The organism is Virgibacillus sp. AGTR (genome assembly GCF_016919725.2).
Taxonomy (GTDB): domain Bacteria; phylum Bacillota; class Bacilli; order Bacillales; family Amphibacillaceae; genus Virgibacillus; species Virgibacillus salarius.
Window position 1 is genome coordinate 127,033 of sequence record NZ_JAJERH010000004.1, and the last position, 24,341, is coordinate 151,373.

At 39.9% G+C, this 24,341-nt stretch carries 21 protein-coding genes and 1 pseudogene; 4 read left to right on the forward strand and 18 right to left on the reverse strand.

Annotation, left to right across the window (positions count from 1 at the left end):
* Positions 1-70: 70 nt before the first annotated feature.
* The 4 genes from JUJ52_RS03310 to JUJ52_RS03325 form a co-directional block, all read right to left on the reverse strand.
* Positions 71-2,314 carry a phage tail tip lysozyme gene (locus tag JUJ52_RS03310; RefSeq protein WP_228088761.1) on the reverse strand — a complete coding sequence of 748 codons (2,244 nt, stop codon included), beginning with the start codon at positions 2,312-2,314 and terminating at the stop codon, positions 71-73.
* A gap of 107 nt (positions 2,315-2,421) precedes the next feature.
* Positions 2,422-3,759, reverse strand: a complete 1,338-nt coding sequence (locus JUJ52_RS03315; protein WP_228088762.1) for a hypothetical protein — start codon at positions 3,757-3,759, stop codon at positions 2,422-2,424.
* 221 nt (positions 3,760-3,980) lie between these two features.
* Positions 3,981-4,337, reverse strand: coding sequence for a hypothetical protein (locus JUJ52_RS03320; RefSeq protein WP_228088763.1), 357 nt, complete (start codon positions 4,335-4,337; stop codon positions 3,981-3,983).
* 177 nt (positions 4,338-4,514) lie between these two features.
* Positions 4,515-9,275: an HlyD family secretion protein gene (locus JUJ52_RS03325; RefSeq protein ID WP_228088764.1), complete on the reverse strand. Its 4,761-nt coding sequence runs from the start codon at positions 9,273-9,275 to the stop codon at positions 4,515-4,517.
* Positions 9,276-9,729: 454 nt separating this feature from the next.
* Here JUJ52_RS03325 and JUJ52_RS03330 point away from each other — a divergent pair, with 454 nt between their 5' ends.
* Entirely contained in the window at positions 9,730-10,425 is a 696-nt protein-coding gene (locus JUJ52_RS03330) for a thermonuclease family protein (protein WP_228088765.1), read from the forward strand.
* A 120-nt stretch (positions 10,426-10,545) separates the two neighbouring features.
* Here the strand turns inward: JUJ52_RS03330 and JUJ52_RS03335 are convergent, their stop codons facing one another.
* The 5 genes from JUJ52_RS03335 to JUJ52_RS03355 form a co-directional block, all read right to left on the reverse strand.
* On the reverse strand, positions 10,546-10,980 hold the full coding sequence (locus JUJ52_RS03335; protein WP_228088766.1) for a helix-turn-helix domain-containing protein: 435 nt from the start codon (positions 10,978-10,980) through the stop codon (positions 10,546-10,548).
* Positions 10,981-11,016: 36 nt separating this feature from the next.
* The gene (locus tag JUJ52_RS03340; RefSeq protein ID WP_228088767.1) at positions 11,017-11,307 is read right to left on the reverse strand and encodes a replication initiator protein A; all 291 of its coding nucleotides are present in this window, start codon (positions 11,305-11,307) and stop codon (positions 11,017-11,019) included.
* A 78-nt stretch (positions 11,308-11,385) separates the two neighbouring features.
* A complete protein-coding gene (locus tag JUJ52_RS03345; RefSeq protein ID WP_228088768.1) occupies positions 11,386-11,607 on the reverse strand; it encodes a hypothetical protein in 222 nt (73 codons plus the stop codon).
* Between the two features lie 127 nt (positions 11,608-11,734).
* On the reverse strand, positions 11,735-12,010 hold the full coding sequence (locus tag JUJ52_RS03350; protein WP_228088769.1) for a hypothetical protein: 276 nt from the start codon (positions 12,008-12,010) through the stop codon (positions 11,735-11,737).
* A gap of 12 nt (positions 12,011-12,022) precedes the next feature.
* Positions 12,023-12,568, reverse strand: coding sequence for a site-specific integrase (locus tag JUJ52_RS03355; protein WP_228088770.1), 546 nt, complete (start codon positions 12,566-12,568; stop codon positions 12,023-12,025).
* A gap of 306 nt (positions 12,569-12,874) precedes the next feature.
* Between JUJ52_RS03355 and JUJ52_RS03360 the strand changes: the two genes are divergently transcribed.
* Positions 12,875-13,396 (forward strand): hypothetical protein, encoded by a 522-nt coding sequence (locus JUJ52_RS03360; RefSeq protein ID WP_228088771.1) that lies wholly within the window; start codon positions 12,875-12,877, stop codon positions 13,394-13,396.
* 1,180 nt (positions 13,397-14,576) lie between these two features.
* Here the strand turns inward: JUJ52_RS03360 and JUJ52_RS03365 are convergent.
* From JUJ52_RS03365 to JUJ52_RS03390, 6 genes and pseudogenes are all read right to left on the reverse strand, one after another.
* Positions 14,577-14,753 (reverse strand): hypothetical protein, encoded by a 177-nt coding sequence (locus tag JUJ52_RS03365; RefSeq protein ID WP_228088772.1) that lies wholly within the window; start codon positions 14,751-14,753, stop codon positions 14,577-14,579.
* A 242-nt stretch (positions 14,754-14,995) separates the two neighbouring features.
* A complete protein-coding gene (locus JUJ52_RS03370) occupies positions 14,996-15,829 on the reverse strand; it encodes a hypothetical protein (RefSeq protein WP_228088773.1) in 834 nt (277 codons plus the stop codon).
* A gap of 434 nt (positions 15,830-16,263) precedes the next feature.
* Positions 16,264-16,788 carry a cysteine hydrolase family protein gene (locus tag JUJ52_RS03375; protein WP_205389067.1) on the reverse strand — a complete coding sequence of 175 codons (525 nt, stop codon included), beginning with the start codon at positions 16,786-16,788 and terminating at the stop codon, positions 16,264-16,266.
* Between the two features lie 127 nt (positions 16,789-16,915).
* A complete protein-coding gene (locus tag JUJ52_RS03380; RefSeq protein ID WP_205389069.1) occupies positions 16,916-17,428 on the reverse strand; it encodes a DinB family protein in 513 nt (170 codons plus the stop codon).
* Positions 17,429-17,518: 90 nt separating this feature from the next.
* Positions 17,519-17,852: pseudogene (locus JUJ52_RS03385) on the reverse strand (HIT domain-containing protein).
* Between the two features lie 178 nt (positions 17,853-18,030).
* Positions 18,031-18,711, reverse strand: a complete 681-nt coding sequence (locus JUJ52_RS03390) for an HAD family hydrolase (RefSeq protein WP_228088788.1) — start codon at positions 18,709-18,711, stop codon at positions 18,031-18,033.
* A gap of 288 nt (positions 18,712-18,999) precedes the next feature.
* Here JUJ52_RS03390 and JUJ52_RS03395 point away from each other — a divergent pair, with 288 nt between their 5' ends.
* Positions 19,000-19,269: a hypothetical protein gene (locus tag JUJ52_RS03395; protein WP_228088774.1), complete on the forward strand. Its 270-nt coding sequence runs from the start codon at positions 19,000-19,002 to the stop codon at positions 19,267-19,269.
* Positions 19,270-19,899: 630 nt separating this feature from the next.
* Positions 19,900-20,082 (forward strand): hypothetical protein, encoded by a 183-nt coding sequence (locus tag JUJ52_RS03400; RefSeq protein WP_228088775.1) that lies wholly within the window; start codon positions 19,900-19,902, stop codon positions 20,080-20,082.
* 337 nt (positions 20,083-20,419) lie between these two features.
* On the opposite strand, the gene JUJ52_RS03405 is transcribed toward JUJ52_RS03400, so the two are convergent.
* The 3 genes from JUJ52_RS03405 to JUJ52_RS03415 form a co-directional block, all read right to left on the reverse strand.
* Positions 20,420-21,049 (reverse strand): type II toxin-antitoxin system PemK/MazF family toxin, encoded by a 630-nt coding sequence (locus tag JUJ52_RS03405; protein ID WP_228088776.1) that lies wholly within the window; start codon positions 21,047-21,049, stop codon positions 20,420-20,422.
* Between the two features lie 175 nt (positions 21,050-21,224).
* Positions 21,225-23,141, reverse strand: coding sequence for a hypothetical protein (locus JUJ52_RS03410; protein ID WP_228088777.1), 1,917 nt, complete (start codon positions 23,139-23,141; stop codon positions 21,225-21,227).
* Positions 23,142-23,159: 18 nt separating this feature from the next.
* Entirely contained in the window at positions 23,160-24,068 is a 909-nt protein-coding gene (locus tag JUJ52_RS03415) for a hypothetical protein (RefSeq protein WP_228088778.1), read from the reverse strand.
* Positions 24,069-24,341: the final 273 nt, after the last annotated feature.

The following is a 24,341-nucleotide window of genomic DNA, read 5'->3' on the forward strand; positions in this document are numbered from 1 at the left end:
CGTGAAGCAATACCATCTCCTTTCACCACCTTTATTATACTGTGTGCACAGCGTTTTATCAAGAAAATTTTTAAACTCTGGGTGTTGTCCATTGGGGTTCAGCGTCTGATGGTTTAAAGAATTCCCAGGACGCTTGTTCGTAGCGATTCTTCTTAATCACACGCCAGCTCCATGAATAATCTAAACCCGCTCCCTCACCGGAAACACCACGTATATTCTGTTCGATAATCAAGATATCACCATTGGCAAACACATGCTGCACGATTCCAGTGTGACCATATTGACTCGTCGTTGCATCACTGAATACCGCACCGGCAGAAGGATAGTCCACCGTACTTTCCCCGTAATGAGCCGCCCATTTGTTAGCCACATCCTTCCCATCCCCAAATGGACGTGTTGTCGCACGCCCGTCCTTGTTCCAACCCGGGTAAAGTTGGATGAAGTAACTATGTGAAAGTGCAGCGCACTGGTCAGGGATGACTCCGTTTGCCCAACCAGAGGCGTCTCCCCAAGCGAGACCTGCATCTTCGGGATTTTTGGCATATTCCTTCAATGATGACGGAAGCGTATCCCTCGACCACGGAACGAGCGTTAAATTTGATGGTACTTCTCCCGTACCATCTACTGCCTGATTGCCGTAATGAGATTTAATCGGGTTCCCGCATCCGTCATCCTGGTAATACGCCCCCGCCGCGCTGTTCCCTTCAGAACGGTTGACGTTAACTCCGCTCAGAATACTATCTGCGTAATCCGTATCTGCTGTCGCACGCTCCAGAATGAACATGTAGTCCGTTGCATTTGACTGACGGTTGTCAAGGGACGGATTTGGAGAGGAAAGACCTATCCATGTGTTCATAAACCGCTCCGTCTCAGCCCCGACATTCCCGGGCTCCGTATTCAAGAAGTCCATCAACTGGTCCTGACGCCCAGGCGAATCCCCGTCAATCATGAAACGTACCTGCGTATCGAATTCATACCAATTCACACCTTTTTCCTTCGCGTAATCAATGAGTAGGCGGTTCCTACCATTCGTCCACTGGGCAAGACCAATACCGACGTAATTAATCGCTGGGAACCGGTCCGCATAGGACGGGTCAATCAATTCAACTTGAAAATCATTTGCTATTGCATCCTGCTTAGAAATACCGATGAAAAACGGTTCGTTGTAAATCGTCTCAATTGCTGTCGGGTCAAGTGAACTTTCCGCTTCCAAGTTTCCAAGCACCGCCGCAGTCTGCGCCTTCGAACCGCCGATCTCGGAGTAGACCGACCAGAGCTTCACGGCATGATCTTCACGGATGGCTCCGATTTCCCCGCTTCCGATGTAGGACTGTGATGAATCAGATACTTTTGTGTGGGTCGGTGTACATGCCACTACTGAGTCGTCTTTTTTGAATTCTTGTACGACACCAAATCCAAGTATGCTCGTTCCAGCAACGAGCAAAGCCATAAAACCTGCGGCAATGGTCTGGCCGACAGCAGTCGCCACGCCGAGAAGACCCGAAAAGAATGAACTCACCGCACTAAATATCGAACCGAAGAACCCGGCGATTTTCCCGAGAACAGCGAACATCATTCCTTTGAGCATCATAAGCGTCTTCATAAACAATAGACCGGCCATACCAATCATACCCACACCATTCGCTACCCCCGCACCCGCAGCGACCTTCACACCTTTGATTCCTTTATCGACGGCATCGTCCATCTTTTCCTCGGCTTTATCCGTAATCCCGTCATCCCCGCCACCCGCACTTTTTTTGGTTTTGTTAAAATTTTTGAGTGCTTTGCGGGCACTGTTAAACTGACTAAGCCCCGGTGTGGTATCCATCGCTACATCCGCAGCCTGATGTTCAAGCTGGTCTTTCGTACTCTTTTTGCCGTAATCGCCCCCCGTGGTATTAGATGAAGCGTCTTTCACCTTTTTTGCAGGGTTTCCCACCGCTTCATTTGATTGTCCTGTATCATCGCTCTGATTATTACCAGAAGCGTATGTATCCTTTTGGGGATTCGATTGTTTACTCTTTCTATCTTCCATACCGTCTTTGCCTTTTCTATTTCTTTTTTCTCCAGCATCCGATGAACCGGAAATCTGGTTCGTATTCGAAGGTTTCGATGTCGCCCCAGTTTTTCCGGTTGATCCAGACGGTGTATTCGGTTTTGGTGTATGTGATGAATTCGACGATCTGAAACGATTCCGCACCCCATCAGCCAAACGGGATTTCGCTCCGTTATCTCCCGCGACACCACCAGACGGATCACCCAGCTTTTGCGCTCTTGTCGAACGTCTAGGTCTGCCGTATTGTTCGTCGTTCATTTGCATACCCTCCTTCGCTATGTGGTTGTGTAGATTAAATGTATAAATCTGTGAAAGATGAAAGGGTCCCGTCACAGTATATGTAAGGGACACCTTACATCACTAGATTAATAGAATGTCACTGCATCTTTATTCGATTGTACGGAATAAGAGGATCTCTGAGATTGCACGTCGGCATCCAAAATGAGTAATTCTCGCATCAAATTCCGCTGTAATTCCGATTTGATGTTAAGATACGAGCGCCAAGTCGCCTGCAGGGACTCTACGGAATCCTTCGCCGCTACCTGAGCAGAAGGGCTCGAACCTGTCACGACGGTATTTAAATCTAGCACCTCTCCGCTTTTACTCTTGATCGTTTCAACAAGCTCCACCTGTTCCTGTCTGGACGAATCTCTATCATTTGTCGTATCGTGTTCGGAATGTTTCCTCATGTATTCGTCAAACGAGGACAGGTTATCCATGACCTGAATAATATAACCGTCCCTGATTGTTTTAGTGGAATAATCGAAGGCGAATGCTCCCTCCAAATTCTGCGCTGCTACAAACACTCCGTCATCATTAACGTAATCCCCTTTTACAAACCACGGCGTCTCCGGAGGTTCGTACCCGGCGGAAACAAGACGGTTCGTATATTCCTTCTCACGGTTCAAGAGTATGTCGAGCTCATCGGTCTGTTCCTGAATTTTAGTGTGAATTTCCTCATCCAGTGTATCGGCGACTAAAGCAGTATACAGCTTCGTAGGATCTTTCTCCCCTGTGTTCAGCCAATCAAGCGTTTCAACATCATCCGCGCCAGGATTTACGTAGAAACGTCCTTGGTCGTACTTCTCGAAAGACCCATCCGAACTTTCATCATCCCCGGAAGAACCAGAACCCTCTTGTTGAGATAAATCGGCCTTTGCACGAATCGTAATGGACACAACTTCCTTCGGTATTGGTTCGTCATCCTGGAAGCGGATGGTGCCATATCCCGTGGCACCGAACAACGATAACGACACATCTGGTTCATACGACAGGCTTTCCTTCTCACTCGTAATGAACAGCTCATAGTTGCTCGCATCAGTACTCATGGTTTCTGGGTTCTGCAATCGAAGCAAGATCATCACATCCGTCTTGTCCTTGTTTCCATAAACTCCTTCGACATACATCTTTTGATCCGACAACGAAAAATTGAAATCCTCGGTATAGACGGCCTTAGCGGATACGCTCTGAGCAACACCGTCCCTGTAGGCTACAAAGGAAAAAACTGAGAGTAGTAACAGAATGGACAGCGTTGCCCCGAGCATGATCGTAAAACGCTCCATCTTGTAATGAGAACCAAGTTTTAGTTTGTCACGCAGGGTTTCGAGCCATTTGAAAAACGATGATTTCTCCTGCTCATCCGTTCCCTTGTCCTCCTCTGCGACTTTATGATTTTTGAGACCCTTCATGTCATGTTTTGTCATATTTTGTCTCCCCTCTCTTCCTGTGAAAAATTATGTTTATAACGCTGTATGTACAGTGTTTTGTCGTATAACTATATTTAATTATAGCATAGGGTAATTGGAAAAAATAGTAAATTATACGAAGTTGCTCGACGATTAAAGCTTCGAAAGCGACACATTTGTGCACAAAAAAGAAGACGCGTTGGCGTCTTCTTTTTCTTCTCTTTTCTCAGACACTGCGATTACGGCAGGAATGTCTTTGCAAAATGGAACATCGTAATGGTTTGTCCACCTAGGTCCTCGATCGTCTTACGACCACCGCTTGCAATGTTCTGTACAAACTGGAAACCTGTCGTCATGGCCAATGTACCCCCAACAAGAAGCAAAATGATTGCTACAGCCCAGTTGGTCTGCTTTTTCCCATGGGACATCAACCCAGAGACGATTTGCCAAATGGCGTACGCCACAGCTACTATTCCCAAAATCATGACAGCTAGTGAGAACCAGTCTCCTAGTGTATTAAATGAGTTTTGTAAGAAGGTACGTAAATCCCACCCGCCTGCGCCTGCGAGTAACTCAACTTTACCGAAACCTAACATACGTTTCTCCCCCTTTACCTATGAGCAAGGTCGGTCAAAATATTCCCAAAGAACTGACCGATCAACATTTTAATGACTACAAGCATTATATCACACACTATATGTCAAAACAATACAAATATACCAAATATTGGTAAACAATTTTTAAAGATACAGAAGCCCCGAAGGGCACATGGGTTATTCGTCATTGTTTTCTATGCTTGTACCATTGACGAATGATTCCCATGATTGTTGCATATGTTTCGTGCTTTGAACAATGCTAGTCTTATCCTTGATGGAATCTTCACGAATACCGGAGCGAATCAAATCACGTTTCATGTGACTCAAACGGCCACCCAACGATTTCATCTGCTTTCGTCCCGCTTTCGTGATGGTACCAGTCTGTTCCTGTTGAGAAAGCTTGTCGTACATCGATTGCGAATGGCTCAAGTGAACCATCTGATTGATAATCGCCGAACCATTCTTACGAATTGGTCTGCTTGCCACAACCGGTTGGAAATCGCCGTTTTTAAGCAAGCCTTGGGCGTTATCTTTTAGTCTCTTCACATTCGACTGTGACGCATTCACACTGTTCTGCAACGTTGCCACTTGATTTTCCGCCTGATCAATGATTTGCGGCGGTCGATTGCTCGAACGGAGCGTTACCAGGCGCTGTTGTGCCTGTTTCAATTTTGACTGATTCGTCTTCAAATCGGTCGTATGCTTTTTCACCTGCTTGCGGTAATCATCGTAATTGCTGACACCAGAAGCGGTCAATTCCGCGTAACTCTTGCTCGCTGAACGTGTCGGAACGGACTTGACCTGCGGAACATCCGACGAATTCTTACTCCAACCCGGCGGGTTCAGAAAGCGCTGTTTAATACTTTGCGCCTTATCCATCCGGCGTTTTGCCTGTACTTGTTCCGAACGGTTTGTTGCCTGGGAATGCTGTGCTTTCGCCTGTTCATACCGGGCCGTTGCGTGATCAATCTGTTCTGGCGTACCGCTCGGTTTTTGAGACACGCGAGATAAGTTCGCCTGAGCCGCCGACACCGCATTCAACGCTTGATTCATTTTCCTCTCTCGCTTCTGGATAACCTCTTTCGGTTGACCACTATTAACTGCTTCAGTGTGAGCGTTCTGCGCTTTTACATACAATTGTTCTGCGCTTTCCACACGGGAACGGGCACTATGAACTTCATTGTAGGAACGACCTGCAGCTTTCGCCGTACGCAAATCCTGCTCCACACCTGCTGCTTGATGAACGGCATGACGCTGACCGTCTACTTTCCGTTCCTGTCTTGCGATCATCTTTTGCGGAGCTCCTTTCGCCTTCATCTGTTCTAATTTATCGATGTTTTCGTCAAGAGCCATCTTTTCAGCATTTGCATGACGAGCAGCGCTTTGTACAAATTCATCTGTAACAGGCTGACGTGCAAACCCTGTTGTTGGTTTCCCATTCGCCTGCATCGCTTGATTGAACGATTGCTGGGACACTCGTGCGTTTTTATTCGCCTTATCGGCATAACGCTGCGCCTGCATGGAGGCGTAAGGTGAAGCACCATTCGCTTTCAGTTGCTTGACCCGTTCATTCGCCCGTTTCGCCAAGGCATTAGCCCGATTCGACTGTTTCGCAAGGGACGTTAGGTTCTGACTTTCCGTCTTACCCTTCCCCGGAACCGCCACATGTTTCATAGCTGCGTCGCCTTTGTGTTTCAAGTACGTATTTCCATCATCGCCTTCTACTTTGTCAAACCCACGTGCATCTACTGAGCCATGAATGTCAGATGCAGATACACGGTTACCATCAGCATCTGTTACAAAGCCTTGCTCGTCTAATCGGACAGGTTGAGAACCATTTGATCCGTTTACTTGGAGCGCTTCGCCGTTTGTTCCAATCGCGTTGCCGTCTTTATCCAAACCATAATGTGTGGCATCTTTTTCGTTTGTCATCGCATCGTAGCTGTCAGCATCGAAACGCATACTGTCAAGTTTCTTTGCCTCTTTTGAAGCAGATACCGCTTTTCCATTGTGTCCCGGAATTTCTGTCACTGGCTGGAGCGTTCCGTCTTTGTCGAGTGCAACGAAGTTGCCGACTTTATCAACCAGTTGACCTTTCTCATTCTGATAGAACGCGTTGCCCATCTCATCGGTGTAGGTGTTACCGTCTGTATCCATGAGCGCTCCGTCCTCTGCGGTCATCGCTGTCGTACCAGCCATCGCAACAGGGGAGCTCGGACTAACCGAGTTACCGTTAGTATCCAGAGCATTGCCGTTTGAATCAGTCAGGATTTCACCGTTTTCGTCGATGGCTTGCCCCATACTTGTTGCACCCGCAACATTGCCATCTTGTGCGTCTTTTCTGTATGGCATCGAATTAATTTTTCTTTCTTTTGCTTGCATTTCACGCTCAAGGGATTTCCCTTCAACTCCGGCTAGACCTTTCATGGTATCTTTTCCTTTTGCGCCCATTAAGTCAGACGCTGTACCCAAACGATTTTTAATCTTAACACCCAGACCTGGTTTATCATGACCAAGTTCTTCACCCATTTGCTCGCGGCGGGATTCTAAATCATGCGCAGCACCGAGCATCCTACCAACATTTGTCATTGGTTCTCTTGCCTTATCCGTCAATTTTCCATCGCCGCCAACGCGTCCACCTGATGATTTCGAAACGTCAAGACCTTGACCGCCCGTGCTCGTATCAAGTGCGCCCATCACACGGTTGATTGCGTTCGTCACTACCTCTTCCATGAGCTCTTTAAAGACTTTCATATTTTTAATCATAAAGAAGGTCACTGCTGCCGTAATCACCGTAATCAAGAAGCTACCAAGGAAATCAAAGATAAGCCCCGATCCAAAGTATTCGCCGCCCGTATCAACCAACTCATTAAAGTTTAAAAGCATGGACATAATGATGTTTTCACTTAATGTATAGAGAAAAATCATCCCGATAATCTGAATGATTAATACGGCAGTCGAAATCAATAACTTGGTCGTAAAAGCAATTGAGCCGAGAGCTGTGCCGAACACCCCTGTTAAGATACGCGGGATATTCTTAATTGCTACACTGATCATCATCACACCATAGGCAATTGACAGTACAGCCAAACTCAACATAACGGTTAGATTTTCAATCCAACGTGTTACAGAAGACATTCCTGATCCACCGAATGTAACGGCTGCGTATGCATCTCGCGAAAGGTCGCTCGATGTTTTCTCCGGTGAATAAACAGTGAGTCCCGTGTTTGAAAACGTAGTGTTCAAGAAATTATATAACGCAATTGGAGATAAACCACCGACTGTACCTTCTCGGTCTTCCCCGATAGGAGCTGTTTTTCCATTGACTACATCAGGCATTGCTGGTGATACGTAACCTTTGAATCTATCGTATCGTAGGTCGCCTGAATTATATATATTCATGTGAAATCTCCCAAATTGGAACAATGGATTTAGCGCATCGCCTTCTGTGAACAACCCTTTCGCACTACTATCCACGTTATTACCTTTCCCGTTCCAACGTATCGGCTTCATCCAGTCTTTTTCTTGATTGAATGGGTTAAGTTTTTCACCCCAAGTTCTAGAATCGCTAGAGGAAAGTGTAAACATCTTCATAATATTTTCCTCATCCGCTTCATTGTTACTATTCGCCAATATTTTCTGGACTTGACCAGAGACTTCTCCGCTATAATCAGAACTGGTGTATCGTGCACTAGTCATGTGACGAGACAAAATGTTAAACACCTCGGAGAATGACGATATCTCCTGACCACTTCTATCTTCCGTATCTACATTCTTTTGGTTGCCACCTTCTTCGAATATAGCTCCGATGTTCGAAGTGGATGAATAGCGATCTTGTAGTGCATACGCTCGATCATTATTCGCTCGTTTACCATTAATATCCAAAATCAATTCGCGGTTGCTAATCGTTCGTGTTTCGTCATCTCCATAGCGAGGATTGCGAATACCACTATCTTTCGGTGGAGCTAATCGTGAATATTTCACCCATCCCTCAAAATCCACATACGAAGATAACACCAAGTAATCCGCATACTCTGTACCAACGGCCACTTGTGACTCCAAATCCTCAACTAGTCCTGTATATGTCGCCCCTATTAACGGAATTCCCGCAAACAACATGAATACGCGAACACCGTATCGTCCAAAACCTTTTACAACGGAGGTTTTTCGGAATACCAATATTCCAAACACAGTAGTAACAAGAAATATCGGCAGTAAAAACATTACGGAAAAATCCTGTACGGTTTGATAAATAGAACCAACATACTCCGCAACTCCTGAAATAATTCCCAAATCTGCACTCGCCGTACCATTAATTACCGTTTCAAATAATTTAAACGGGTTTAATGTGGTAAGTATCATTAAAGCTCCTCTAAACAAAAACGGAGCCGCATTCGCTAATAGGTAGACCATTAAAACAATTCCTGTCGCAAGCATTCGACCTATTGAACCGATACCCGGACGAATCGTTGAAATTAAACCCATCTCTGTAAGCATTTCTCCGTACCCCGCATAAATGAAAAATGGGTTGCTTGTATACGCACTGCCTTCTACGTCAATAACGTTTTTTAGTTGGTCGTACGTTATTGTTGCGCTTGCTGAAGTATAGCTACTCATCAGCCATCCGACAATACCAGTATCATCCGATAAAATCTCCGCATACCCTAGAAAGGCCCCAGCGTTCCCTGCTACCAAGAGACCATCATCGGTAGTCTTCTCAAGCATATACAGGCGTTCCGCTTCACTTCCAGGTGCGATAGCCGTCGCAAATTCCCGAGTAAGTTCACTTGCGCGCTGATAAAGCGACAGGTCCACGACGCCACCATCGCCTTCTTCCGCAAGCACCTTACCAATTGGTATAAGTACCAATAACACAGCGATAATAGCCAAACAATTCATAAAAATGGCGCGCGGTATCATTTTTTGTAAAAATCGCATGGTATCTCAATTCTCCTTTACTCTAATTTATTGTGTGGACGAAAACACTCGTCGGTTTCAATCATTAGATAAATCGACTTCGAACAGATGATGACATACCTACCATCGCGGTCGTTCAACTATTCGAGTGCTGAACGGCACAGGTAGACTTTTTGTGTTAAAAATGGAAATATATGTAATTTAAATTGTACTACTAAAACGTTGAGCATACAAGATTTTATTCTTTTTTAAATAAATTACTATGCAACAAAAAAGCAAGCACTAAAAACGGGAACCAACTGGCAATTCTATACCCGGCAAGCCGGGCGATAAAAGGATCAAAAGCGATTAAAAACCTGAAAGTGAAGGATTTCTACACACAAATGCTTGACACAATTTACCAATAAATATAGTAAAGGGGTACAAGCCCGTGATATACTTTAAGTAAATTGAGAATAAAAAGGAGAAGAAAATCATGCGAGAATTACGCAAGGTAAACAAAAAACGATTGTGGATCACAGGTATGCTAGTAGCTGTATTCATGATTGCTGGGTGTGGCAAATCTGAGATTAGCAAGTCCGATTCGCAGGCTGAGGCTGAACCCAGACCCGAAACGGATTCAACTAAAAATAACGAAAATAAAGAGCAAACCCCTCTCGATAAATTAAAAGAAATAACGGAGGAAGTCACCGTAAGCCGCGTCGTTGACGGTGACACGATTGTGGTTGAGAACAAAGACGGCGAGGAAGAAACCGTGGAACTGTTATTAATTGATACGCCAGAAAATGGTCCTGATGATATGGAATCCAGTCAACAATTTGGATTGCAGGCAACTAAAATCGCAAAGAATAATTTAGAAGGTTACACTGTAAATTTAGAAAGAGGAAATCCTGGAAAAGATGATCAAGGTCACACACTTGGTTATATATGGCTCTTTGACAACGGGGGACCTTTTAATTACGCGGAGTTACCCCTATCAAAAGGTTTGGCAAAAGTGAAAAACGATGCTCCATCTGATGCGAAGTATTTGGATAAGTTTCGGGAATACGAACAAAGAGCGAAAGACGAAGCTCAAGAAAAGAAGGAAGAAGTTGGAGATTTTCCGCATAATATTTGGTCCGTAGAAGGATACGTAACGGACGAGGGATTCAATCAATCGCTTGACTTCTAAATGATGAAAGAAAGTGCCGCTTGGTACTTTCTTTTTTTTAGGCTCTAAAATATATGTTGGGGTACTGAGAAAATTCAGCTAAATAAAAACACGCAAACTCCAAATTTTGTTAGACTTGTTTTACCCACTTTCATTTTGCAAGGTGGAAAAATTACCGTGCGGTAAATTTTGCTGTTCGGTTTTTTCCGTACTGTAATTTTTACCGTGTGGTTGTTTTTCTTCTATTGGTGATGGAATTGCTTCTATAAAATAGAGATTTTTTTCGAATTTGCCTTTATCTTTCCTCTTTTCTATAGTTATGTAACCTTTGTTAATTAGTTGTTTGCGGTGTTTGTAGTAGGTTTTTTCTAATTTGAACCCTAATTCTTTCATCATTAATTCAACGCCAGGGAAAGCTGTTCTTTCTCCGTCCTTACCTACTTCTGCAAACGAGCAAATGTATGAATATATCGATTTAGCTTGTGGTGATAAATCTAAATCCCTCATAACTTTTTGAGCAACTAGTCCATATCCGTTTTCGTATATAGTTCCTCTGAATTGTATTGCTGTATCCATTTCTATCTCCCCTTATTAATAAAAAATCATCTTTTTTTAAGGCTTAAATACATAGTATCTATTGGGCTCTTTCAAACCGGGTCTTTTTTCTTTTATCAGACCGTTTTCTATCAAAATCCTTTTTATTTTTCTCACTTTGTCACCACTGCAGTTTAAGTCTCTTTCTAATTCCTCTAATCGATAGTGTACAAATTTATTTCCTTCCTCATCCTCCATAGGGAAGAAAGCTAGTTTGTTAGATATAAGGGCATAAGCTATTTTTGCATCATTTGTTAATGTCATATAGTCATTGCCGAATAAGCCAACAGGAATTAAAAGGTACTCCAAAAAATCACCTCATATAATGTGCTTAACGTGTTTTTTAATTTTTTAATGGTATAAGTATGAGAAGCTACCAAAAGACCCTCATAACGGATTATTATCGTTTTTAAGGTTTTCTCTATGTTCTGGATTAATCAAGTCTGCAAAAATAAAAGGTCCACTTTTTTTATAATTCACTACTAAAGAATTAGCCGCTAACCGAATTAAATGATTTACGGACATCCCTGTTTCGTCTGCCATGTTCTTTAAATCACCTTTAAGCGTTTTCGGTATTGCTAGAGTTGTGTTAGACATTTTTTTATCCATGAAAAATATCCCCCTTTTTCTATAAATTGGTATACCTACATAATATACATCAAAATAACGTAAGTAAACACAATTATTAATGTAAAGGGGGTGTCGCCCATTGTCTATAGTCAAAAAATGATATATACTACAAATGCACTAGGGGGCTGTTCTGAAAACCTGCCGGTTTTGGATGGGTTTGATCAATCCATTTTTCCAGATCGTCCCTGGTGCACCCGTATTTTTTAAAATTATCGGGTAATTTATTAATATCGTTATTCCATTCCACAAAGTTCTTCCTGGCTTCTTCTAATCTACCGAATGCGTATAGAGTGCGTTTTTTAGAGCCGTATAATATGCTGCCGTCATACTCTTTTAGATAAAGATAATAGTTCCCTTTCGATTGGATTTTTTCAAGATACAATAAGATCACTCCTTATAGATTGAAATCGTCTAGCGCCTCGTCTATTTCATCTTGGTTAATACCTATATAACGCTTAGTTATTGAAGGTGAAGAATGATTGAAAATTTCCTGTAATAAAGCAACGTCTTTCGTTTTCTTGTAAAAGTGATACCCAAATGTTTTTCTTAGCGTATGCGTTCCTATTTCTTCTTTTATTCCGCATTGCCTTGCAGCTTCATTCAAAATTTTATAGGCTTGTATACGTTTAATCGGCGTGTAACTACGTTTGGATTGGAAAAGGTAATCATTATCATTCATTCCATTTGTATACGACTCTATTAAATCTTGCATTTCATGATTAACACGAAACCTCTTAGATTTACCTGTTTTCTTTTCTTCGATTCTTATGTACTGTTTCCCCCTTACATCAGAAACTTTCAAGGGTAACATATCGCTAATTCGCAAACCAATATTAATACCAAAAGTGAACAGAAACTCGTTCCTACTTCCTTTCTTCAATAATTCTCTTTTCATTGATTTAATCAATTCTATATCCCGAATAGGTTGAACTTCTTTCACTATAATTTTCCTCCTTAGTTTGCTACAATACGTTTCCTTGATATATATATTATCGGTCAATATGTTTCCAATTCAACAGAACGATTGTTCTGTTTTTATAACTTTCCTTATTGTACTAGGTGTTGGCGCATTTTACAAATGGAAACATAATATACACTGTGTTTACTATCATATCGTCCTTAGCTTGATGGCTATGTGATGGTACCCCATATTCTATTTTTCTACCTAAAAATAGTTGACCAATCCATTAAACTATGAAAACCTTATCATAGAAACAAAATATTATTTAAAGGAGGAGAGGTTAAGATGAAAAGGATTTTGATTAGTTGTTTAACTTTGATGACTGTTTTCGCCATTCTTACAACTTATTTTGCTCCAGTTGCGCAAGCCCAAACTACAGAAGTGAAGGAAGTAAATGAACTTGCTGAAATATTAAAGTTCATTCATGAAGAGGCCACAGTAAAAGGCTCAAATGGAGAAATTGTATCTATTGACGTTGAAATGATAGAAGAGAAATATGGTGAGGATCCAGTTCTTGAGGATTTAAAATTAGAGATACAAAAAAAGAATAACTTACAAACAAATAAAGATCAGACAAACATTTCACCTAGAGCAATTATTCCACCACATGATGTGAAGTGTATACAAAAAGAAATGAGTGAATGGGCAGGCGGTTTCGTACCTACTACCGTAATTAGTTCTGTCTGGTCATATGTGATTGATGGCAAGTATTACAAAGCGGCTAAAAAATTGATTAGAGCCGGTGTTAAAGGGAGTGTGGTTGGATTAGCTACCCAACTTACAATGGTATGGTGGAAATGTAAATAAAATTAAACCTATAAACCTAGCATAATGTTACTTTTTCTGATTTGGAAAAAATTCGATAACAAACCATGCAATTATAGTTCCAACTACAGCTTTTAAAATGTTCAACTTCCATTCAATTGTGTTAGTAAAAATATAATCAAATATACAAAGTAACAAATACAGAGCTATACTTAAGATGACTCTTGTTTTATTATTCATAAAGAGCTCCTTTCAGCATTTTATCCAACATTATACATTAAGTGAGTGTGAAATTAAATCAATATATATACTCAACCAAAAACCGACACTAAGTATCGGTTTTTGGTTTGCTGAAAAGTTGTTTGAAACCCTTCAATCATTTTTCTTTGGCTCTATTTGGGATATCGCCAGCATAACGCGGTGAACGTACGTTAAGAGTTTTGTTGCATTAGCTTTCTTGTGATTCAGGTAAATTGTGTTGCGTAAAAGCGATAAATAACGCTTTTTCAGTTATATAATACAACAGTGGTTCCTATTCTGCTGCGGCATATTTATTAGGTGTTACTGGTCCGGCTGCTTTCGTCGTTCCGGTTCTTGTTTCAGCGGCATATGGATTAGCTGGAATGGTTTGTGACTAATATCAATGATTTTATCAATAATAGGAAGTGTTAATTATGGCGGTAACACTTAAAGATTACCGATATTCTTATGTTTTTCTTATAATTACGATTATCCTATTTCCAATTTCTTTTGCAGATTATGAAAACGCGGTACTTGTGACAACTATATTTTTATTAATTGTTAACATAACTTGTTTTTCTAACGAATATTTAGTTATTAAATATTATCAAAAAAGATCGCAAAAAAAACAGCCGAACAAGGGATACGCACTATTTGTTATGATTCAAGTGGTATTTACTTTGTTGCTATTTACATTTTTCAAAATTTATTTTTAACTACCAAAAAAAGACGGGTAATACCGTCTTTTTTAAAGCGATGAAAAATATCACGCTATCACCAAGCGATTCCCCCCTGTTCATGGTGGACACCCCCTATTAAACGACTTTTTTGTTACTTACACAAAATCAATGGGGTACCGCTAGCAAACGCGGAAAACGTACGCTAAGCAAAATTTGACATGAAAAAAGTCCAACTTCCCGTACGTTAAAAAATGACACTCACAAAGAGTGCCTGGTGAAAAGTATGCAATATCTTTTAAAACTCATTTTTTGTTATCAATTGAAATTTTCAATAAAGCGACTAAAAGAAAAAAAACGGTTAAATTAAAGAAACCTTGTAGATTTTCCATAATAAATATATTTGCTATAAAAGGCATAGTGTATATTAAAAAAATTGATGCAAAGATACTAAGTGCAACTATAATAAAAACTTCTTTCATGATTTTAACTCCTTTGTTTCTATTAATTACTATTTTCTTAGCATATCAATAATGAAATATAATAACCATATATTATAAATTATTTAAATCATTTAGATGATTTAAACCATTCTATTAATTGCGTAATTATGTTAATATTGTTATATATTTACTTTTGTGGTAGGATCCCAAATAGAGTGCAGATCCTTACTCTGGAATTGCGCTCTTTTAAGGAGGAATAAGCTTAATCTCTATAAGATCTACTATCCTTGATTATCACTAATAATTGGAAGAAACCGATATGCCCAATGCGTTCGACATTCGTTCAGTTTATAATACCCTTCTTGTTCATCTTTTGACATATAGCTACATTGCTGACGCGTATTAAATACGTCTTGTACTTCATTTTCCGACGCACTATAATAACTTAAATCTGGAATTACCCCAATCCAACTCTGATCAGCATTTTTATCATATCTTGATTTTAAATCATAAATCAACACACCATTTGCCCCCTCATCCTTCACTACTCTAATTTCACTTTCATTGTTTTCGCCGTTTTCTCCAGCGACGTTCATAAACTCTTCAAGTATATCTCTATTTTTTAATTCATTATTTTTCAATACAACATCGTCTTCATCTGGATGAAATTCTTCCCCATTTGTTTCGCCCTGTGCATTGTTATCAGATGACTCCCGTATACCTTCCCGTTCTTTTAATTGTGATACAGCAATGAATACAGCTGATTGAAGACCGAATGCAATCGCATAGTTCTTACTCTGTTCCCCGTCACTTGTATCACTTGTATCAATTTTATCGATCGCTTCAAGTGCTTCGTCAATTTGTTCCTGGTCTGTTGAATCTTTTATCTTACTTGATTTTCCCTCTTTGACTGCTTCCACATTTTCTATCTCAAACAAATCTCTCACCTTTTTGGCTGCTACATTGACGTTTTTTGCATTCCCGCTTTCGGTATTGCAGCCCTGCAATACCAACACTACGCTTAAAACAATAAATAAACTGATAGCAAAAACCTTCTTTTTGGGTTTTACAGCAGATTCATTATTCGACTTCACGAATTCGTTGTCTCTGTTCAAATTACCACTCCTGAAATTTTTATTAGAAATGTAGCTTATGGATGGAACGGAAGCCAAGTCTTATTACGGGTGCGTCCTTTACTCAATTCAACTGCTCTGTAAATAATACTTAGGTGCAGTTTCTAAATTTATTAGAACACTACTGAGTTTCTTATATTGCGTTTTATCAATTTCAATCATAAAATCCACCACCTATCGACTATGCCACAATATGATCCTTTAATGATCGCTGACCCTTATTCCGGAAAAGCGCCCTATAACGGAACATTCTCGCTTTTTCAATAGTTAGCCACAATATGATTTTCTTTGTGGATAACCATTGCACTAAAAAAGAATAACTGACTTGAAAATTTTATATATAGCTCTAATACGTAATAAGGGCGCGGTTCTTGTTCGGGAATTGCGTGCTTTAACCTAAGTTAGAAAATTCGCAATCAATTGAATTTAATCTCACTACTAGGATAAACATCTGCAAACCAATTTAAGGCTCTGTTATGGTGGTTTATAATTTGTTGTGCAGTAATTTCACTAGAAGCCCAGGTACTATGTGTATCTGAAACTAAAGTCACCTTATATCCCATACTAAAAGCTCTCCTACATGTTGTATCTACACAAAGTTCCGTTTGAATCCCTGCAATGTATATATGTTCAATCCCCTGCTTTTTCAACTTTTCATCCAAAGGTGTATTAAAAAATGAATCTGGTGTTGCTTTTTGTATTACTATATCTTCATTTTCTGGAGCTATCTCAGAATGAATTTCCCACTCCTTTGTTCCAAATTCTAAAGGTTTTCCAACAGGTGCATTATGCTGAATATAAAAAACTGGTGTCTTTGTTAATCGTGCTTTTTTTAATAAATCATTTAAGTTTTTGATTAACCTATCACCATTAAAGACAACATTTTCTTCTTGAAACATTCCATTTTGAACATCAATAATTAGTAATACCTTTTTTGTCATATCCTTACCTCCCTTTAGGAATCTATGTTCCAAATTCATCATAAACCTCCCAATATCTTATTCCACAAAATGGCCAATTCTAGCACAACTTTGTTCCGTTATTGTGCCCTTTTTCGGAGCAACTCTTTTATTTAAAGTTCAACATCTTTCTAATAATTCGTATTTGACCTCTGTGATTAATTTCATCTTCAAATACGTGAAACCATATAAAATAGTTATTAGATGGATTGCTATCCCATAATCTATTTTCGTACAACCAATCATCATTCCGTTTAGAAAATTCTTTTAAAGTTATTTTTCGTACCTCAGTAAGTTTATCAATGTAGAAATCTAAACGATTCCCTTTTATATTCTTTCTTCCTTTTTCACCTAGACTATATGCGTCTCCCCACTCAGCCATCTCTTGCTCATTTGGACTCCTACCATCAAAAATCTCAATTTGAAATCCCTTTTCAACAGCTGCAATATGTAATAATAGAGCTCCTATGCTATTGGCATCACCAATCGGCAGAAAATCTAATTCTGAGGTCGTTAATCCTTTTACAGCCTCTAAAGTTGTTTTTCTAGCGTAATCCATCTGTGAGACCAAGTGTCCGATTTGAGGAGTATAGCCTTTTACTTCTGATATCTTAAATTCCATTGAATAAAACTCCTTCTTATTTGTGGTGAATAAGAGACAAAAACTTTATTTGTTAAACGTAAGAAAGCGATCACTTTATTAAGCAATTAGTTACTGTCTCAATGATTTTCCAGAGACTATATGCCAATGTAAATGTTTTGAGTCCTGATAATCTCCTATGTTGGTAATAACTCTGCAAGCTCCGCCTTTTTCTGTAACCATAGTAGCAACCTTTTTTAATTACCCCCAGTAGTTCAAGTAATAATCCATTATCACTTTCTTCTAATGTAATTAGAAAAGGTATGTGTTTTTTAGCAATTGCAACAATATGTATTGGGTAAAAAGGTTTTGTATGATAATAGGCTAATACATTTTCTGTCTAAAACACCTTATTTACTTGGGTTTTACCACTTAATACTTCATCACAATAAAAATCCTTAGTCATAATAACCTAACCTCCTATACTGCTGTTCATTTAACTTTTCTAACTCCTTCTTTGACAATTCTACCCTTTAACTTAAAATTAATTATCTCAAAATTCCATAATTTCCAATAAGTTATTCCTGAATATGTGCCTTTTCATGCAAAAAGGCACATATCCTTGCTCCGGAAAAGCGCCCGATTCAGGAATAAGAAGCTGAATTTAATCGGTTGATGATTTGAGGTATTTCACCTAAATCATTAATAATAAAATCAGCTTTTACATTGTTACTCCATTGATAGTCCTTTTTCCAAATGGTTTTCATCCCAATACATTGAGCAGCTTTTACATCTTTTTTAGGGTGATCCCCCACAAAAATGCTTTGCTCGGCAGATACATCAAGCCTTCTTAGTGCTTTTTTAAATATCTCGGGATTAGGCTTCTTTACACCTTCCCACTCGGATATAAGAATGGTATCAGTATATTTATCTATACCCAATGCCTGAATATTGTCCATTTGAAACTGCCCTTTTCCATTCGTAATTATCCCTATCAAACCTCCATTTCTCTTTATTTTTTCCAACGCACTAATAAGATTTGGAAAAGGTATACAACTTTCTTTAAAGTAAGTGAGATAATCTTGAAGTAACTCTTCCCACGTAATCCCTACTATGCCATACTCATTAATTAGCTGTTGATATACCTTGTCTTTCCAAACATATCCACGATTATCAAGTTCAATAAACCTTTTTATGTATTTATCTTTGGGCATATGAAATAACCATTCATTAAATCGCTCATACTGTTTTTCAATAAATAATTCTAATGACTCATCTCGATTTAATAAAGTACCGTCCAAATCAAATACAACCGTCTTAATAATGATAAATACTCCCCCAATAGTTTCTCCCTAAGTTATTCCCTAAGTTATTCCGTTAAATGGCCCAATTCTTGAATAAACACATCAATGCTTTTAAACAACTTTATTGTAACGTAAACGACGTTATTTGTAATTAATTATATTGTTGCTCAACAACACACATATAAACTATACAAAGAAAGTGCCGTTCGGTACTTTTTTTTTCAATGAAAGAAACTTTTTAAACCCGGCGAGCCGGGCGATAAAAAGACTAGAGCATAATAAAAAATACTAAAAACGGAGGTGAAACCTATGGCAAGAAGCCAGAAACCGTCTTATACTATCAAATTCGCCTTGCACATTCCCGTTTGGCAACAACACCGTTTAGAAAAAAGATTTAAAATCGCGAGAGTAATCTATAATTCTTGTCTGGGTGAAGCACTGAAGCGACATAGAGCTGTCAAAAATGATAAAGAATATCGTAAATTATTGAGAGAGCCTAAGTCAGGTGAACGGAGCAAACAACTCTCCGAAATTCGCATCGCTTATGGTTTTTCTGAATATAGTCTAAATAAACTATAAAAGGAAAGTGCCGTTCGGTACTTTTTTCACGAACAAAACAATGGGCTGTTCAGGCAAATGGCTATCGAGCACCCTAAAACCTCACGACTTTAGCTGTGAGAGTTGTCAGGATTATAATATTCAAAAATAGGAATAATTAACCGCACAAAGGGAATAGTATAGTATAACCTTTATTTTATGAAAGTATGACTGACAACTTGCAAATTCTCCATGTAGCAACACCTAAGAACAGTCTTGTTGACAGATAGTTAACTTTGAATTAAAATAAAGGTGTAAATAATTGACGTCGACTCAAGAAGAGTGCGGAAAAGGGTTAGGTGGCTCCTAACCCTTTTTTATTATTAAAAAACCCCTCCAAAAGGAAGGGTGAAAAAACTACGAGAACCAGTTGAACAAGTTAGATATAACTTTGCTGAGGTTGGCTAGACCTTTCGTTATATCTAAGCAAAACTGAAAACGTTCTCGTCTTTTTTCTTTCTTGCTCTGACGTCGACCCATGAAAGAGTACACCTCCTTTCCAGGAGGATTTCGTATGAAAGACAACTTGCCTGTCTCATACTTTTTCATTGTACCATAAAAGCCATATTCATTAAAAAACGGGTCTAATAGTAATAGAGGGAGATGATAAGTGTGTCAATAGGAAAATTATTAGAAAAGAAAATAAAAACCACCAATGCTTTTAAAGAAAAACAAGAAAATCACAATATCTACCTCAAACAGTTCAAACGAAATAATAGTATAGAAGCGTATAGAAGAGATCGAGAAAAATTAGAAGAAATTAAGAGATCTAGAAAAGTTACTGTGATAAATTAAGATCAAAAAAATCGTTCCCTGTCAGCTCATTATAAGCCCATGTTGTCAGTATATTAAAAACAAAAATGGATGGTTCTTTATAACCATCCATTCGTGATATTGTGGCTGGTCTCATGCCAAAGGCTGCCCTTTCCACCCATATGTGTATAGTATATGCAATAAATTTTAAAATAAAACAAAAAAGGAAAAGAACATCTTTTCCCATTCATAAAATTGTGGCTGGTTTTACGCGTTTATAAAGCAACCCTTCCACACACATCGTTATTGTTGAGGCTGGTTTTACGTTCAATGAACAACCCTTCCTACACCAGTATTATACAAATATAATCAACTAAAGTCAAGATATCTCATGAATATTTATAGATATTATCCCTTTTGAGAATTGAATCTCAACATTATGGGAAGTATAAAACTGCTGCGATATATCGATTAGGTCATCAAATGAAAGCCAATGTACTGCTTTCCTTTTGCATTCAATGCAGATATATTCCTTGTCTTTTTGTTGATTGAACATATTTTCTTCTATAGCCTTTCCTTCATATAAATCTTTAAAATCTTTGAAGGTCTTATCATATTGGTCAATGTATTTATTGTATTCTTTCTCGGTTTTCCCAGAAGAAAGAGCTATATAATTATTAACCTTAACGTTAACATTTTCTAATTCATGTTTTTTAATTTTCAAATTTACATTATTGTCTTTCCATCTATTTTTGATATTCCGCTTATGAACAATCTGCATTTTATCAATTCTGGCAATAGAATTAGTAGATTTAATATGATGCGGAAATCCTTTTCTTTTTGCTTTCTCCATTTTTTCTTTAGTATAAGTTGTAAGCGGTACTACTAAGTATATATCGTCTTCTTTAAGAGTTCTAATTACCAAAGTTGGATGGTCACCTGTAAATTCTGCTGGACTACTACCATTCAGGTTTACTCTATAGATACCTCCATTGATTTTGTTCTGCAAATTTATCACACCCATAAAGATTAATAGAATTACTAAATAAATTATACCAAATGAAAAGAGGACCAGACGCATCCAGTCCCCTTAAGTGCAAGCCGAAACGATACACTACACTGCAATTGATTATATATTATAATACTACAGTTTCTTCGTAAAATCCACCTGTTCTACTATTGGTTCATCGATCAAATCCCATCTGAATATCGCTTGCGAAAACAATATTGTCAAACCCCCGTCGTAAATAGTAACGGTATCGCTCTTTGTGTTCGAGCAACCTCTTTAGCGCAATTGGAACCTCTTGCTTTAAGGACATCTCGTATTCCTCTATTGTGCCCTTCGTCATCCCGCCAAGGAGCGTATAATCAGCACCTTCAAATTGGTTGAACGCACGATCCGCAAGCATCCGCTCCACGCTGTTGTAAATGTATACGACGCGCACTCCGTTATCATTTAACTGGTCAAACTGATCCCGGACGTACCGCTTAATACCAGGGGCCAGTTGTTCTGCGCCATGCAATATCACCACGTCCCCTTGCGACAGATTACCAACGGCAAACCCTAGGGCGTTGATAAATTGCGCCATCATGACACCCCGACTCCGCTTGATTAGCGAGCTGAAATCGTAAATCACACGACTTGAAACGGCCGCTCGGTCGATTTTCGAAGAGGTTGTAGTGTTAAACAAATCCCCGTTCGAATCCATCATATCCCGAAATGCCGTCTTGAGGAAACCATAAGCATTCATCACTTCAGGGTCCTTATTACGTGCCTGCACCTGAGCGTGATATTCCATGTCGAGGTACGCTTGAAACTCCGGAAGGCGTGGAACCTGCTTGTGCGGAATCCCGACTAGTCGTAAAGCATTACGGTTTTCTTTCGCGTTCCTCGCCCACATGCGTTTATCAACGTAGAAGTCGTTCAAAACCTCCTGAAGCGCCCCTTTAATGCGAGCCCGTTTCTCCTCAGTCATCGGTTGTAACTGTTCGACCATGAGAGTCATCTTCTCCAAGTGTGCTGGGAAAATACTGAGTTCATATTCCTTATCGCCAAAAAGTTCAAACGGATTGATATCCCCTTTCGTCATGTCCACATTCGATGTGACATCGGATAAATCCACTCCGATTCCCGCAACACGCGCACGGTTCAAAACCAAATGCACGACGCGTCGGTTGCGAAGAAGGGCGTTCATACCAAGCTTCGCTCCCCACACGTCCACACCACGCTGTCCCTTGAAATCCCAATTAGAAAGCGTCTGGGCCTCGGCTTTACCTGCAATCACGACGTGGGATTCATAATCATCGATGTCCATGAGTACCGCAGAGTTATTCACATCGCCTTCCATCTGCCCTATGTACTCACCCTTCGGGTCCTCGATTCCTCTTGTGACTAAACTGTAATTACCGGCAAATTCCGCCGAGGTGAACATGAAGTTGCGACCCATCTTGCTTTCGACTTTATTCAAGAGGTTTGCAAGTTCCCGTTTCTGCTCTCCGGTATACGGAGCGGCAAACACTGTATCAAACCGGTCCTTGTATTGACGGTTGATTTTGTTCACCGCGTCATCAAGCCGTTTCAAAGTCGGTGCTTTAACGAGTAGTCGTATCGCCACACGAAGGTAACTCGACCCGTTCATCAAATCATTCGCGATATCCACAAGCTGTTGCTGTTTTTTATTTAACTTCTGGCGGGCTGTTAGTGAGCCATTTCGCTCCGTTTCGCTCGCTTGGTTATTGAAAAGTCCTTCAGCTCGACCTTGGTGCTGGTTAATCCACGACTCACTCATGCGCCCGACGTGTTCAATACGGCGGACGCTCACATCGTTGCCGATGTTTCTCGGAATGAGATTAATGCCCCAAAAATAACCGAGGTTATCATCCGCCCCATTCTGATGCATAACCGTCAAAATCGTCGCATACGATTCGTCCACCTGAAAATAATCCGAACGGAACAAAAATTTTGATTTTGGCTTGATCGCCCGAAAAAACGAATTATCACGAATCCTCGCCTGGTCATTTTGCTTCACATCAGCTTCTTTTTCCTGGCGCTTATTCTTATTCATCAGGTTGTTCAATCCCCTTGCTGGTGAAACACCCATATCCTTACTCCTTTCCCGTTACCTACTCGTAATGCGCTTTTCGAATATATTGTGTGGTCCCAAAAACGATTTAAAATATCGTTCCATTTCTTTGTGATTTAAAGTCTTCGCCAAGCGAAACATTAGACCATCCCCTTCCACATCACCAATCAAGAGATTTTCAAATTCGACAAGAGTCGATTCTGACGGTGCCCTCACCACAAGATACTGGTGTAAGGATGTCAATCCCTGATTATTGTTGATGGCATATTTCAATATGTCGTGTTGCTCTTTGAGCAAGGTGTTTAAACCCTTCGACTTAACGTTCAAATCCTGTTTCGTCTGCTTCACCGCTTGTAGTTGATCTTCGACGGAATGCCCTTCATAGACGGCATCGTAAATGACTTCCACACCCACAGGTAGTTTGCGATAGAATGCATCGACCTTATCGAGGATAGTCTGTTTATCCTGTTCAAACATAAGTTCAGACGCTGATCCTACGATGTGGTAGCAGTGTCCGATTTGTCCGTCCAAAAAGTGAATACGCCCATCTTCGGGGTCAACTGTGTCTACATTTAGCAAGTATTTAAACGGATGAACGGAATCGGACATTCGAACTGGAACATATCGTCCTGTCTTTGGTAGGTAGTTAATCATGGAAAACATGAGTTCAAGACCTGTACGATTTGTCTTATCAGCCTTAGCAAGCAGGACTGAAAGAACAGTCCATGTTATCGTAAACCCGATGACGACAGGAATACCACCCTTACCGATAAACGTCTGGAAAACCAGATAAAACCAGCAGAACGCGGCAAGAAGCGTAAACAGGATAGTCTTCGCCAACACTGGTCGATTCAGCCCTACGCCGTTCTTCGACTTGACATTAAATTCCATATCAAAATAAGAAACATCGAGTGTCGTCGGTATTTTAAATCTTTGCTTCGCCATAACGGGTTCCCCTTTCTCACACTAAATAAATTAAAAGGTTTTTAAATACATAAATACCATATTATGGTAATAGTATATCATAGATAAAACACTGAGTATACAGTGTTTTAATTAACAATTTGCATCAATATGAAGGCGTTGCGTTTGAGAAATGCGGGACAAGATGCCATCGATTTTTCAACACGTCAATCCTCGCGTCGCAACAGCGTCTGTTCTTCTTCCGTGAAAACATGACCGTTCCACACGCGTTTGAAGCGTACTGATTCTCCATTT

Excerpts from the sequence above, each read along its gene's own strand:
- JUJ52_RS03310 (WP_228088761.1), bottom strand. The coding sequence starts at position 2,314 with ATGAACGACGAACAATACGGCAGACCTAGACGTTCGACAAGAGCGCAA.
- JUJ52_RS03315 (WP_228088762.1), bottom strand. The coding sequence starts at position 3,759 with ATGACAAAACATGACATGAAGGGTCTCAAAAATCATAAAGTCGCAGAG.
- JUJ52_RS03320 (WP_228088763.1), bottom strand. The coding sequence starts at position 4,337 with ATGTTAGGTTTCGGTAAAGTTGAGTTACTCGCAGGCGCAGGCGGGTGG.
- JUJ52_RS03325 (WP_228088764.1), bottom strand. The coding sequence starts at position 9,275 with ATGCGATTTTTACAAAAAATGATACCGCGCGCCATTTTTATGAATTGT.
- JUJ52_RS03330 (WP_228088765.1), top strand. The coding sequence starts at position 9,730 with ATGCGAGAATTACGCAAGGTAAACAAAAAACGATTGTGGATCACAGGT.
- JUJ52_RS03335 (WP_228088766.1), bottom strand. The coding sequence starts at position 10,980 with ATGGATACAGCAATACAATTCAGAGGAACTATATACGAAAACGGATAT.
- JUJ52_RS03345 (WP_228088768.1), bottom strand. The coding sequence starts at position 11,607 with ATGGATAAAAAAATGTCTAACACAACTCTAGCAATACCGAAAACGCTT.
- JUJ52_RS03360 (WP_228088771.1), top strand. The coding sequence starts at position 12,875 with ATGAAAAGGATTTTGATTAGTTGTTTAACTTTGATGACTGTTTTCGCC.
- JUJ52_RS03365 (WP_228088772.1), bottom strand. The coding sequence starts at position 14,753 with ATGAAAGAAGTTTTTATTATAGTTGCACTTAGTATCTTTGCATCAATT.
- JUJ52_RS03375 (WP_205389067.1), bottom strand. The coding sequence starts at position 16,788 with ATGACAAAAAAGGTATTACTAATTATTGATGTTCAAAATGGAATGTTT.
- JUJ52_RS03380 (WP_205389069.1), bottom strand. The coding sequence starts at position 17,428 with ATGGAATTTAAGATATCAGAAGTAAAAGGCTATACTCCTCAAATCGGA.
- JUJ52_RS03395 (WP_228088774.1), top strand. The coding sequence starts at position 19,000 with ATGGCAAGAAGCCAGAAACCGTCTTATACTATCAAATTCGCCTTGCAC.
- JUJ52_RS03410 (WP_228088777.1), bottom strand. The coding sequence starts at position 23,141 with ATGGGTGTTTCACCAGCAAGGGGATTGAACAACCTGATGAATAAGAAT.
- JUJ52_RS03415 (WP_228088778.1), bottom strand. The coding sequence starts at position 24,068 with ATGGCGAAGCAAAGATTTAAAATACCGACGACACTCGATGTTTCTTAT.